The 13405-nt window shown below is 46.3% G+C and carries 10 protein-coding genes; 9 read left to right on the forward strand and 1 reads right to left on the reverse strand.

Going from position 1 to position 13405, the window contains the following annotated elements; translation table 11 throughout:
- Positions 1 to 89: 89 nt before the first annotated feature.
- The 7 genes from H6F80_RS28135 (at position 90) to H6F80_RS28165 (ending at position 10577) form a co-directional block, all read left to right on the forward strand.
- Positions 90 to 1730: a type I restriction-modification system subunit M gene (locus H6F80_RS28135; protein WP_190794824.1), complete on the forward strand. Its 1641-nt coding sequence runs from the start codon at positions 90 to 92 to the stop codon at positions 1728 to 1730.
- A gap of 91 nt (positions 1731 to 1821) precedes the next feature.
- Complete coding sequence (locus H6F80_RS28140) at positions 1822 to 3150, forward strand: restriction endonuclease subunit S (RefSeq protein WP_190794825.1); 1329 nt, start codon at positions 1822 to 1824, stop codon at positions 3148 to 3150.
- A 6-nt stretch (positions 3151 to 3156) separates the two neighbouring features.
- A complete protein-coding gene (locus H6F80_RS28145; protein ID WP_190794826.1) occupies positions 3157 to 5490 on the forward strand; it encodes an AAA family ATPase in 2334 nt (777 codons plus the stop codon).
- 2 nt (positions 5491 to 5492) lie between these two features.
- Positions 5493 to 6425: a hypothetical protein gene (locus H6F80_RS28150; RefSeq protein ID WP_190794827.1), complete on the forward strand. Its 933-nt coding sequence runs from the start codon at positions 5493 to 5495 to the stop codon at positions 6423 to 6425.
- A 308-nt stretch (positions 6426 to 6733) separates the two neighbouring features.
- Positions 6734 to 7291, forward strand: coding sequence for a hypothetical protein (locus H6F80_RS29320; RefSeq protein WP_199296876.1), 558 nt, complete (start codon positions 6734 to 6736; stop codon positions 7289 to 7291).
- Between the two features lie 12 nt (positions 7292 to 7303).
- Complete coding sequence (locus H6F80_RS28160) at positions 7304 to 7603, forward strand: hypothetical protein (protein ID WP_190794828.1); 300 nt, start codon at positions 7304 to 7306, stop codon at positions 7601 to 7603.
- 535 nt (positions 7604 to 8138) lie between these two features.
- Positions 8139 to 10577: a 3'-5' exonuclease gene (locus H6F80_RS28165; RefSeq protein WP_190794829.1), complete on the forward strand. Its 2439-nt coding sequence runs from the start codon at positions 8139 to 8141 to the stop codon at positions 10575 to 10577.
- A 158-nt stretch (positions 10578 to 10735) separates the two neighbouring features.
- Here the strand turns inward: H6F80_RS28165 and H6F80_RS28170 are convergent, their stop codons facing one another.
- Positions 10736 to 11779 (reverse strand): PDDEXK nuclease domain-containing protein, encoded by a 1044-nt coding sequence (locus tag H6F80_RS28170; RefSeq protein WP_190794830.1) that lies wholly within the window; start codon positions 11777 to 11779, stop codon positions 10736 to 10738.
- Positions 11780 to 11921: 142 nt separating this feature from the next.
- Between H6F80_RS28170 and H6F80_RS28175 the strand changes: the two genes are divergently transcribed.
- Together H6F80_RS28175 and H6F80_RS28180 are read left to right on the forward strand one after the other, a co-directional pair.
- Positions 11922 to 12560: an AAA family ATPase gene (locus tag H6F80_RS28175; RefSeq protein WP_190794833.1), complete on the forward strand. Its 639-nt coding sequence runs from the start codon at positions 11922 to 11924 to the stop codon at positions 12558 to 12560.
- A partial coding sequence (locus tag H6F80_RS28180) for a ParB/RepB/Spo0J family partition protein (protein ID WP_190794831.1) occupies positions 12544 to 13405 on the forward strand: 862 nt, incomplete at its 3' end. The genes H6F80_RS28175 and H6F80_RS28180, both read left to right, overlap by 17 nt.

The following is a 13405-nucleotide window of genomic DNA, read 5'->3' on the forward strand; positions in this document are numbered from 1 at the left end:
TTTTCCCAGATGAAGCAGCGGGATAGTTCCAATAACGATACAGAGTGGCTATTCGCTGTAGAATTTCAGGACAGATAAAGGGTTAGGTCATGGATCAGGCGCTGCGTCGCAAGCTAAATCAAATTACCGATACACTCTGGGCTGGCGGTGTCACCAACCCGGTGACTTACATTGAGCAGCTTTCCTACCTAATTTATTTGAAGCTGCTGGATGAGGAAGAGTCAAACCGCGAGCTTCAGGCGCGGCTGGGGGGACAAAGTACTCTGCTGTTTGACAAGCAAGCAGAGCGGTATCGCTGGTCTAAGTGGCGGTTTAAGAGTGGTACAGATCTACGGGATTTTCTGCGGGATGAGGTCTTCCCCTACATGGCTTCGCTGGTGAAAGATGCGCCGAGGGTGGCGGAATACTTTCGGGATGCGGTCTTGGAAATTGTCGATCCCAATGTGCTGAAGCAGGTAGTGGACGAGTTAGACACCCTGAACTTTCAGAAGATGGGACCCGATGTAAAAGGGGATATTTTTGAGTATTTGCTCACCCACTTAGGACAATCTGCCCTAAATGGTCAGTTTCGTACACCCCGGCAGATCCGAGCCTTTATGGTGGAGATGGTTGATCCCGACTTGGGCGATACCATCTGCGATCTGGCTTGCGGTACGGCTGGCTTCTTAATTGATGCCGTGGACTATTTGCTGGCAAAGTACAGCGAGAATCCGGTTGAGTTACCAATTTATGGTGAGGACTGGTTAGAGAAGCGGGGGCAGACTTTAGCGGAAGCTAAGCAGGCAATCCCTAGTCTTCAGACTTACCGGAAGGGGATGGGGGATAAGCTGCCTAACTGGGAGTTGCTAGAGCAGTCCATCTATGGGTATGACGTATCACGCCAAATGATGCGGATCGCGATGATGAATTTGGTGCTGCACAACATTCCCAATGCTTGGTTGAAGCGAGCAAATGTGTTGTCTGACCAAGGAGGGCTAACGGAGGACGATATGCAGCGTCGCTATAAGGTGATGCTGGCGAATCCGCCCTTTGCGGGACAATTGCCAAAGGATTCGATCCGAGAGGATTTGCCAACGAATTCCAAAAAGAGCGAACTGCTGTTTTTAGGAGCGATGATGCAGTCCTTGGCTCCGGGTGGACGATGTGCCATTGTCGTACCGGAAGGGGTGCTATTTGGCTCAACCAGTGCACACACTGACCTAAGAAGGAAGCTCGTCAAAGATTTTAATCTCCTCGCGGTGGTATCCCTGCCTGCGGGTGTGTTTAAACCCTACACAGGCGTAAAAACAGCAGTGTTGGTGTTCCGTAAGCCAGTGGAGCAGGTGAACCAACCGACCCAGAAAGTCTGGTTCTATGAGGTCAAGAATGACGGCTTTGACCCCGACAAGATTGTGGGAGGGGGCAGACCCGAAACGCCAGAACAAAACAACATCCCTGATCTAATGGCTCAATGGAGGACTTATCAGGCATCTGGGTTTAAGGAACCGCCTGGAGTCGAGACGGGGACGTTATTAGAGGCGGGTAGTCAAGAACCTCGATGCTGGTGGGCAACCTTCGATGCGATCGCTACAAACGATTTCAGCCTCGCCGCAGGACGGTACAAACCCCAGATCGCAGAAGCAGTTCCCGATGAAGATCCCGCAACGTTAATTCGAACGGTATTGGCGATCGAGCAGGAAATTGCGGCAGGCTTAGAGAAGCTGTTGCGAGAAGTGGAATCAGTGAATTGAGGTAAGTGCAAATGCCATCCGCTTCCCTGTGATAAAACTTATATTCCTTGCTTTTACGACAACACCTTACTTTAAATTTGGAAGTAGTTTGATGAGATGGCAGACAGTTAAATTTGAAAGCGTTGCGGGAGTACAAGGAGGATTTGCGTTTAAAAGCGAGGATGTAGTTAGTGAAGGAATAGCATTGATACGAATTGGGGATATTAATGCGCAGGAAGTTGACATCAAAAACGCTGTGCGGCTTCCTTATGAATTTGGAGAGAAATACTCTAAGTTCTTACTTCAAGATAATGATCTATTAATTGCGCTAACAGGGGCTACTACTGGAAAAACTGGAGTAATTAGAACACAAAATACTCCTTGCTTACTCAACCAGCGAGTTGGGAAATTTCATATTAAGGAGAAGAATTTACTTGATTATGGCTGGGTGAAGTATTGGACTCGAACGCCAACTATTCGCAATAGAATTTGGGAGCTAGCTCATGGAGGAGCACAACCTAATATTGCTCCAAGCCAAATTGAGGGGCTAAAGATTCCTCTTCCTCCAATTTCAGAGCAGCGGCGAATTGTGGAGCTTTTAGAGCAGGCGGATGCGTTGCGAAAGAAGCGGGCTGAGGCTAATGAGATGAGCGATCGTATCCTTCCTACACTTTTTATCAAAATGTTTGGTGATCCAGCAACAAATTCAAAAGGCTGGAAAATTTGTAAATTATCTGATTTATTGCGAGAAAACCCTCAAAATGGCTTGTACTTACCCAAAGAGAACTATGAAGAAATTGGTTCTAAAGCGGGTGTCGAAATGGTACATATGTCTGATCTTTTCTACGACATTGTTAAAAGAGGTAACCTTAAGCGTGTCAATATTTCAAAGTCTGATCTTGAAAAGTATACCCTTAGCCACCAAGATTTACTAATTGCACGACGCTCATTAGTTTATGAAGGGGCAGCAAAATCGTGTAGAATAGCTGAGTCTACACAAGACCTTGTTTTTGAATCCTCAATTATTCGGATAAAACCAGATATCGACCAGATAAAAACAATTTATTTACACTACTACCTGTCAAATCCTAGAACTCGCAATGCTCATATTGCGAAGTACATTACAGGAGCCACTATCTATGGAATTAATCAACAAGGCTTGAACAACATTGATGTAATTGTACCTCCTCAAAATCTACAAGATGTTTTTGTTAAAACTGTCCAAGAATTTGAAGCTTTAGAGACTTTTAAGGTAGCCTCCAAGGATAAGTTAAATAATTTATTTAACAACCTTCTACATCAAGCTTTTTCAGGCAAACTTACTTCTGAATGGCGCAAGGCTCACATGCACGAACTCTTACAAGAAATGGAGCATCAGGCTAAGGTTTTGGGTATTTCTCATACAGTAGAGTACGAACAGTTGGGAATGCTTGGGGCGTGAGGGCATATGGCAAATGTCATTCTATTAACTACTTCCAGTAACCTGGTTCACATTCAAACTGCCATTAACCGCAGACAGCCTAACCATGTATTCTTCTTCACCTCAGATGAATACATCGATCGTATTCAAGATATTCAAGCCAATATTGAAGCCAGCCGCAAAAACTGCACCACTACGCTGATTCCGTTAGAGCAGCCTGATGATCTCAATGCTTGCTATGCAGAAATCTCTGAACAGATTCAACAACTGCAAGAAACCCAACAAGACTTGGAACTTTATGCAGATTATTCAGGTGGCACTCCCTCGATGACGTTGGGGTTAGCCTTAGCGGCAATTGAGCATGACGTTGCACTACAAGCTTATAGCGCTCGCGCCTGGGAAACCATTTTACATAATCAAGTTCCTCAGTTACAGAAAAGGCTTAAAACAGATACTCAGGCAATTCAAAAATTTTTTGAGTCACCTGGTTTGGTTAAAAGCCTCACCCTCGGAAACTTCAAAGCATTTGCCAATACCCAAAGAATTCCCATTCGACCCATTACGCTCATCTATGGTCCTAACAGTTCTGGTAAGTCCAGCATTATTCATAGTTTACTTTTAGCGCGTCATGCCTTTGAAACTGGCGAATTAGATGCCTACACCACCACCATTGGAGGCGATGCGGTTGATTTGGGTGGTTTTGGTCAGTATGTGTACAAGCGCGATCGTCGTAAGCTGGTGGAATGGGGATTAGAGTTAGACCCCAAGCAGTTTCCAACACGGCTGAATGAATTTTTGAAGCCGATCAAAACCCTTACGGTATCCATTACGATTGGGCTAGATGCGGGGCAGGTACGCGTTCAATCCTTCTCAATTGAGGGCGATCGCGAAGAAATCATCTACATGAGTGCTCGTCAAGGAGGTGAAATCTTACGGTGCGATCGGCTTAATTACGACCACCCCATCATCGCGCAAATTATTGATGCCATTGTCGCTACTCAAACTACAGCTACCGAACTAACTGAAGCAGATCGCGAAGCGATTGAATCAGCCATCAATGAACTTGCCCCCGAAATCACGGCTCAAGTCCTGAACTGGCTGCCACCTGGGATCGAAATCGCTGACGACGACAAATATACCACTCAGAAACGACGGTGGAAAATTCCTAAAGCTGCCTTGGCAAGCATAACCGCTGCGGATACGGCAGCCCTTGGTCGAGCTTTTGGACGAGAAGGGATTGTTGGAGGGCTAGCTGATAGTACAGCAGCCCTCTTTGGAGCGGGTATGCTCCCCATTGGATCAGGGGGATCAGGCGATCGCCAACAAGACTTAGTCACCATTCTGCAATTCTGGCTCGTTCGCCGACTGCATGACTTAATTCTAGGAATTTCTCAAACCGTTGAGTCTGACTTCAAACGCTTGCGCTATCTCGGTCCTTTCCGCTCCTATCCTCCCCGCCATTTTGGAGCAGCCCGCCAGCAAGACTCCAACTGGGAAGCAGGTGGAGGTGCTGCATGGCAAACTTTGTTGACCAATACTAAAGTGCGCGAGAAGGTCAACTTCTGGCTGTCGAACCCCGAGCGCATGAAGACTCCCTACCAGTTAGTCCTCCGGGATTTCATTCCCGGTTCTGACCTGGCTACTGAGATGCTACCCCTGCTGAATGAAGCATTCCAAAAATTAGCAGTGAAGCTCATTGCCCACGCTTCAGGCTTTGGGGCTGAAATTCAATCTGAGATTGAACGGCTCATGGGAGATATCGAATCGCTCTCGGCACCCGATCGACCAGCCCATACGTTACCGGAGATTGAAGAGCTAATCTCAATCCTGCTGGATACAGAAGATGTTTCAGATGAATGGGTGAAACATCTTGCCACCAGCAGCAGCGAAAGAACTGTTGATTTGGTCTTGGTTGATCAACGCTCTCAAACTCCCGTTAGCCACCGTGATGTGGGTATTGGTGTTAGCCAAGTATTGCCAATTCTCGTCTCTTGCTACGCCCTGGAGAATTCAAAAGTAGCAGTTGAACAGCCAGAACTCCACTTGCATCCCCGACTTCAATCTGAACTTGCCGACGTGTTTATTGAATCAGCTTTAGGGGGGCAAAAAAACACTTTCATCCTGGAAACCCACAGTGAGCATCTGCTGCTGAGAATCATGCGTCGAATGCGGGAAACCTATAACAAAACCCTGCCAGAGGGTTGTCTTCCAGTAACCCCAGACGACATTTGTGTTCTCTACGTCGATCCAGTAGGCCCCTCCAGCATCGTTCAGGAAATGCCCCTGAATAAACGAGGAGAGCTAGTCAAAGCATGGCCTGGTGGTTTCTTTGAAGAAGGTTTAGAGGAAGTTTTTGCCTAACTATGCTGGTCGAATACGCCCTAATTCCCAATATCTTTGCTCAAGACTGCTACAGTAGCCCCGATCTATGCGAGGCTCGCCTGCAAATTCTTAAACCCATCCTAATGGAGGAAGCCCTAGTCCGAGATTTGCATGGCGGTGAGTGGTGGAACTATCTCAAGAATTGGATGAGCAGTCCGCCAGAACAGTGCCATCCAAAAGCTAAAGAACTGTTAAAAAAGATTCAGCAAAAGAAGCGGATTAGAAAAGTTGCATTTTGTGGTCCTAATAAACCCGACTGTCATGCAGCCTGGTTTGATGAGGCACTCGCATCGCATAACTGGGAGGAACTTACAGCGATTGTTGCTTTGAGAGAGATTGCTCAGCAACATGAAGATAAGAAAGGCTTTGTTACCTCAATTGATAAGCTAAATGATTTTCAAAGAAGAGGCTCATCCATTGAACTCCTCAAGCAAAGCAGTTCTTATTTGAAGCATCTACGACTTCTATTAAGTCATGCCAACTCAATTCTTTTCATAGATCCCTATTTAGATCCAACCCAACCTCGTTACCAGGAATTTCATTTTCTGCTTGAATGTGCCAAAAGAAGGGATATCTCCCCATTGATTGAGTTTCATGTGGCGGCCAAAGGCTATGACAGCGCAGGAAACGATCGCAGCCGGTTTTCCCAATCTGATTGGAAATCCCGGTTTAGCCGGTTGAATAGCACCCTAAATGAATCTGGATTAGAAGCAGAGGTTTTCGTTTGGGAATATTTTCACGATCGCTATATCATCAGCGATCTGCTCGGCATCTCCCTCAGTAGTGGATTAGATGTAGTTAATGGTCCTACCACATGGAGCCGCTTGCCAAGCAAGCTGCGCGACAAGATACAAGGGGATTTTACCCAGAACTCAACAACATATAACCTTAAGTACCAGTTCGAGCTACCTTAATTTGCTCCACAAAGAAGATGTTATTTAGCACAAATTTACTCTGGTTTCGGAAAATACTGATTACTTTATAAAGTAAGACATGATATCTGCATACTCATACGGGGTAATCCAAACCAAAGAGATTATTTATCCTACTCTATCTAATTCTTCAAAGATCTGCCTAGCAAGTCTTTGAAGCTAATGTGTAGTTTTTCTTGGATACTTTCATTGTGTAGGAGATCTAGGAGTTTAGGGTTAGATTAGATACAAGAATAATTCTTTCTAAGTCAATCTGAACTTACGACATACCGCCAAACTTCTCACAATCCATGCACATTACTGCTATCTGGAACCGTATTGTTTCCTTCCTTATGGCTCTGCTTATCTCTAGTGCTTCCTTGTCTCTAGGATGGGTTGACTCAGCCCTTGCGGCTCCATCATCAGGCTCAACATCCCCTACTCCATCGTCCCAGGATTGCAGTGTTCAAGGGTTGAACAATAAAGGTGGCTGTATCACTATCGTGACGCCCCCTCCTGTTGTTGTACCTCCCGTTGTTGTACCTCCTTCAGTGATCATTATCCGTGACAATTCAGGTAAGGCAGAGGCATTTGCAGGGGGAGTAATTGTAGGTGCGATCGGAGGCAGTGCTGCAACAATTGCAACCGTTTCTAGTGCTGGAACGGTCAGTGGTTTAAGTGCTGCTGGCATTACTTCTGGGCTTGCTGCTGTTGGTAGCTGGGTAGGTGGTGGTATGGTAGCTGGTCTCTCATTGTCTGCCGCCGCTCCTGTTGTTGCTGCTGCTGGAGTGGGTCTTATTGCTTATAAAACCTGGCAATTTACTCATCCAAGTCATCAAGCCGAAATTCTGAACGGAATAGCTGAGTAATCACTGATGACAATGTCTACTCAAACCTCTTCTCCCCCAAAAGCTAATTCTTGTTTACGAGCAACAATCTGGATTTGGGGCTTCTCTGCTCTCTCAATGTTTGCCTGCATTCCAATCCTTGCGCTAACTCAGGAAGGAGTATTACTGCCTCTCTCCATCGTGTTTGCGGCTGCTAGTAGCACGGTTACTATTTGGATGCGTGCTCACCACAACGAATCTCTCCATCAAAATCAACTACAACAACTACAGCAGCGATTAGAAGTTTTAGAGTCAATTGCTTGCCGTGAAGGGTTAGAAGCTGTAAAACATTAATCCTCAGCACAGTTCTTTCGTACCCATTAGTTTTCTACATCCATTCAGTATGCTGCTCGATATCCATCCTCTACTTGGAAACATTTGTCTCTGGGACTGTCCGTCTTATCAGTTTGGTCTTATACCCCTTACCCTATTGCTGCTGGTTGCTTTAGTACTTTCCGCAACGGGTTTTGTAGCGGTAATTCGTCCATTCTTTCTCAAGAAGTAATCACTCCCGATTGGAGGTAATCATCAAGTTGAAACGAGGACGGGCAGCTACTAAGCTGTCTTTTCATTTTTGCTAGAACCTGATTGTAAGAGCAAGGTCCTACTTCTAAGTAAAGTAGGACCCTTTTTATTACCTGAAAAGGACAAGTCATAAAAGAAAGTACTCAAAACATCCTGAAATAATTCTTGAATTCTTTGAAAGTAGAAGGGTTTAAGCGAATTCATCTAAACCAAGTAAAACTTTCTTTTCCTAAGTGATTTCCCTATCTTCTAGTTACATTAAGCACATTAAACACACAATGTTGCCAACAGGAGCTAGGTTAACATGGATAGGCTCTCCTTCAATTGTGAGCAGCAAAATATTATTAACCATATCAAGGGAAGTATTCGTGTCTTAGCTCCTGTTGGAACTGGTAAAACTTCAGTGCTGTCTGCACGTGTTGCCAATGCAGTTAGTCAAGGCTTTGCTCCTGAACGCATTCTGTGCTTGACCTTTACAAACCGGGCAGCCAGAGAAATGGGCGATCGCTTAGCAAAGTTCCAACCTGAAGTTTACCGAAAACTGGCTATCAAAACTTTCCACGGGCTATGTGCTCACATGCTACAGGTAGAAGCCCAAACCATTGGTTTACCCACCGATTTTGCTGTCTATGACGATAACGACTGCTTTGAGATTCTCAAGAATCTGTCTAAGTTTGATGAAGACCAAGAGGTTTGGAACCTACTGAATCAAATCGCTGATTGCAAATCGAAAGCATCTCAGGAGCAGCTAACGATTGATCTAGTTTTAGATAGCTTATTTGGAGCACTAGACTATCGTGATCGGCAAATTGCGCTTAAGTATCAAAAGGTACTTGGCGATCGCCATGCTCTTGACTTTGCTGATCTCATCTTCTACACCCGCTCTATGCTGCATTGCTCACCTACCGCGTCACAGCGTTGGCGCGATCGCTTTGATTTCGCGCAGGTAGATGAAGTACAGGATACCCACTTGGGAGAATATGAAATTGTCCGAGCATTAGCGGTACGCAGTGGCAACCTGGCTCTTATTGGAGATTTAGACCAGACTATCTATGCATGGCGAGGTTCTGAGCCAAGTACGGTGCTAGATTGCTTTGATCAGGAATTTCATCCAATAACTTACAGCCTTTCTCTAAACTACCGTTCAACCAAAATCTTACTGGGGACTGCTTCAAATTTTGCAAACAGTTTTGACCAGCGGCACACCTCTATTAACCCTGCACCATCCTGTGATGTTGGCGAGGATATCCTCACCCACATTGCTTCTGATTGGAACCAGGAAGCTCTATGGATTGCTCAACAGATTCAAACCCTAGCAGCGGGACACGGAGCGGAGTTCCAGTTTAACCGACTTGCTGTATTAGCCCGTACTCATCGAAAGGCTCGACATGTCGCGGCAACCCTTACAGAGGTAGGTATTCCTTGCATTACTGTTGATCAATACCAGTTTTTTATGCGTCAGGAAATTAAAGACGCGCTATCCTACTTACGTTTCATTACTAACCCATTTGATACGGGCGCCTTCAAACGTTTAATCCTGTCACCTAAACGCGGTATCAGCTTAGATAAACTTCGTGCGATTTATAGCGAAGGTTTGAGTTGTAGTTTTCGTCTAACCGATTTGGCTGCCCCCCAACCCTTCACCCATGATGACCCGTTAGGCAACATCATCGAAGCCTACACCAATGGAACTATCGTTGTCCTTGATGTAGAAACAACAGGCGTTTCCGTTGTGGACGACATTGTCGAAATTGCAGCAGTCAAGTTGGTCAACGGTCAGCTTCAAGAAGCACCATTCCATGCCTATATTTCTGACGCTTCAGATGTCGGTGAGTCCCAACATGTTCATGGTTACAGTAATGAGTTCTTAAAAGAGCACGGAGAACCTGCAAGAACCGTTTTAGAGAACTTTTACGACTTTGTCGGTGATGCTCTGCTGATTGGTCACAACGTAGGATTTGATATCAAAATGGTCACTGCCCATGCTCAAAGAGCGGGTATCCAAGTTCCTACCTGGCAGTGGGCTGATACGTGGAACTTAGCCCATCGCTTCATCGCTACGGAAAGTTATAGCCTCGAAAACCTTGCTAAGAAGCTAAAACTCACATCAAGTCCAAATCATCATGCAATGGATGATGTCAGAACTACAACGGAGCTTCTAGCCTACTTGATGCCGTTCGTGGAGAATCAATCGAGCGATCGAGTAGCTCTCTACTCCAAACACGGTGAAGATTTTGCCCCCCTCGCAGAAGAAATTAGTAACTGGAAGCAACTCAGCCAACAGTTACGTCCTGCAAAGCTTTTGAAGCACATCCTGCAATCTTCAGGGCTAGCTCGTCATTATGCATCTGACCAGAGCCGCATCCAGAACCTAGCCCAACTTATGAAAATTTTCCAGGAGAAAGACGATTCCTCCCTTCATCCCGATACGGCTCTCCGGGGTTTGCTAGAGTTTACAGCACTAGCAAAAAATTTAGACCATATTTCAGAACAAAATAATCAAGTGGTTGTCATTACAGCCCATCAAGCCAAAGGCTTAGAATTCGACCACGTTTTTATTGCCGGTATGACAGAAGGCGAATTTCCTAGTTACCACAGTGTACAAGATGGAAACATTGAGGAAGAAAAACGCCTTTTCTATGTAGCCTTGACCCGAGCTAAAAAACGTCTGTACCTCTCAGGATGCTCTAAGAACCGATGGGGAAATCCAAAACTACCAAGCCAATTTCTGCAATATTTATAGAGTTTCCGCCTCGATCTAATGGTTGCCAATCGCTAGGGTTGGCTCAGGTTTGGAAACGGATGCTGCCGGCGAGTACGGTACGGTCAGATCTCCCTGCAAACCTCAAAATAAGGGGACGAGACAGGACACGTGCAAAATTATGCGGGACATGGACTACATCACTCTGGTAAATTTTTCTCTATGTCAGAGGCGATCGCCTCTAGCTCCATCTCTAACTGCTCTATAGATGGGAGACTTGCCTGAAGCCCCCCAGGTAGTTCATGGGTTGCCACCGCGATCGGGGTGTTCAAGTTTCGCAGAGCATACTCTGCCTTTGTCTTCCGCTTAGACTTACAGAGGATCAGTCCGATCGTAGGGTTATCAGTAGGGTGGCGCAGGAGGTCATCCACTGCCGACACATAAAAATTCATCTTGCCAGAGTATTCAGGCTGAAACTCTCCCATCTTCAGGTCGATTACGATGAAACAGCGTAGCTTGAGGTGGTAGAAGAGCAAGTCCAGGTAGAAGTCTTCCCCGTCAACCTCAAGATGGTACTGGCTGCCCACAAAGGAAAATCCAATGCCCAGTTCTATCAGAAAGTCCCGGATGTGATGGACAAGAGCCTGCTCAAGCTCGCGTTCCTGCACGTTACCCTGTATGGAAAGGAATTGAAAATTGTAGGGGTCTTTGATTAACTCCTTTGCCAAATCTGACTGTGGCTGAGGCAAGGTGCGATCGAAATTGGTGACAGCCTTACCCTGTCGTCCAAAGAGATTACTTTCAATTTGCCAGACTAAGACATCTCTACTCCAGCCGTTTTCAATAGCTTTTTCTGCATACCAGAGCCGTTGTTCCTGGGTCTTTAGCTTGTCGAGGAGGGTAATGTTGTGCCGCCACGGTAATTTACCAACGCAGCGTTGGTAAATTGCTTCATCTGGGTATGCCTCTGCAAAAGCCCTCATGTAACCCAGGTTGGAGCGGGAAAACCCTTTGATCTCTGGAAACTCCTTCCGTAAGTCCTTCGCCAAGCGTTCGATAACTTTGGTTCCCCATCCCTCACTCTGTTGCTGTTCAAGAATGGACCGCCCGATTTGCCAGTAGAGATAGATCAGTTCCTGATTTACAGCCAGCGCTGCCCTGACCTGAGCAGTCTTAATGCGCTCTTTGAGTCGATTTAGAAAATCATCGTAGCCCTGGGGCAGGGAAAGCCGGCGATCGCTCACAAAACTAGCACTCTGGAAATCTGCGGTTCAGTCCCTTATCGTGACACAACCTTATGTTTTTGGCTTAAAATTAGCAGGATTTTAGTCAACCAGAGATGCAATTCCTGGCATCATGAAGAGCAAAGAGGTTATCAGAACAGCAATGCTCATTGGCGTCTTAAACAGAAAAGGGGGATGTGGTAAGTCAACGACGGCTGTCCATCTAGCATATTGGCTATCTCAGAAGCAGCAACGTGTGATCCTGATTGACTCAGATGGTCAGATGAGTTCCAGTCAGTGGCTCAAGAAGCTCAATATGCCCTCTGTCGTAATTGATGATCCCGATGACCTGTTTGACCAGATCGCAAAGCTATCTGAGGAGTATGATTCAGTCGTTGTCGATTCCCCCTCTGTTTTGGGTGAGCCAGCTAAGTCTGTATTACTCAGTGTGGATCTGGCGATCGTCCCAGTACAGCCTTCCAACTTAGACTTGCTCTCTGCTAAGGACATTGTGCGCCTAGTCCATCAGGCACAGAAGATCCGAAAGGGTACACCCAAGGCTGCGATGTTCCTGAGCCGTGCTGCGCGGGGGACGGTATTGATGCGGGAAGCACAGGAAGCTTTGAGTAATACTCAGGGCTTTGTTCTGCTGAATTCTGTAATTTACCAGCGCCAAGCGATCGCTGATGCGCCTGGGCAGGCAGCAACAGTATTTACGATGTCGGGAGAAGCTGCAAACTCTGCTGCAAAAGATTATGACAGTCTGTTTGAAGAGGCTCTGAGCTATGGCAAAGCGAAATAGTTTGAAAGATGAGTGGCAGTTTGAGCCTGAGAGCACTTCAAATAAGCAGAGCCTCCCAATTAGTTCAATTACCCTCCCACCGAGTCAGCCCCGGCGCTACTTTGATCCTGAAAAGCTTCGACAGCTTACGGAGTCTGTTCGGCAGCACGGTGTCCTTGAGCCTGTCCTGGTGAGACCTTCTGGGAAAGAGGGGCTGTACGAACTGGTTGCTGGGGAACGAAGATTTAGAGCAGCCCAGGAAGTGGGACTGGCTGATATCCCAGTGACGGTCCGAGAACTGAGTGATGAAGAAGCACTACAGCTGGCTCTGGTTGAGAACTTGCAGCGTGAGGATCTGAACCCTGTTGAGGAGACAGAGGGAATCTTACAGTTGCTGGCTCTCAGGCTCAAAATTTCACCGATCGACGTTCCTCCCCTCCTCTATAAAATGCGAAATGAGGCAATCGGTACAGTTAATCAAAACGTTTTGATTAACTCTGAGGCTCAGGTAGTTCAGGCTGTTTTTACTGAAGTAGGAACAATTACCTGGGAGTCCTTTGCAACGACCCGCCTACCTCTGCTCCGACTGCCGCCGGAAATTCTTGAGGCACTTCGGGCTGGCAAGATTGCCTACACTAAGGCGCAGGCGATCGCCCGTGTGAAAGACGATACCCAGCGTAAACAGCTTTTAGGAGAAGCAATTGCCCAAGACTTATCCTTAAGTGAAATCAAGGATAGGCTCGCTATCCTCAAATCCCCTAAGACGAACAATGACAGCGAGCCTTCTCTAAGGAGCCAGATTGATGACGTTTTGCATCTGGCAAAGCGGTCTAAAGTATGGGACAACCCAAAGAAGCAGCGACGAT

Source organism: Leptolyngbya sp. FACHB-711 (genome assembly GCF_014695615.1).
Taxonomy (GTDB): Bacteria; Cyanobacteriota; Cyanobacteriia; order Elainellales; family Elainellaceae; genus Leptolyngbya_A.

Bases quoted from the DNA above. Each gene is read 5' to 3' on its own strand.
- H6F80_RS28135 (WP_190794824.1), top strand. From the start codon at position 90: ATGGATCAGGCGCTGCGTCGCAAGCTAAATCAAATTACCGATACACTC.
- H6F80_RS28140 (WP_190794825.1), top strand. From the start codon at position 1,822: ATGAGATGGCAGACAGTTAAATTTGAAAGCGTTGCGGGAGTACAAGGA.
- H6F80_RS28145 (WP_190794826.1), top strand. From the start codon at position 3,157: ATGGCAAATGTCATTCTATTAACTACTTCCAGTAACCTGGTTCACATT.
- H6F80_RS28150 (WP_190794827.1), top strand. From the start codon at position 5,493: ATGCTGGTCGAATACGCCCTAATTCCCAATATCTTTGCTCAAGACTGC.
- H6F80_RS29320 (WP_199296876.1), top strand. From the start codon at position 6,734: ATGCACATTACTGCTATCTGGAACCGTATTGTTTCCTTCCTTATGGCT.
- H6F80_RS28160 (WP_190794828.1), top strand. From the start codon at position 7,304: ATGTCTACTCAAACCTCTTCTCCCCCAAAAGCTAATTCTTGTTTACGA.
- H6F80_RS28165 (WP_190794829.1), top strand. From the start codon at position 8,139: ATGGATAGGCTCTCCTTCAATTGTGAGCAGCAAAATATTATTAACCAT.
- H6F80_RS28175 (WP_190794833.1), top strand. From the start codon at position 11,922: ATGCTCATTGGCGTCTTAAACAGAAAAGGGGGATGTGGTAAGTCAACG.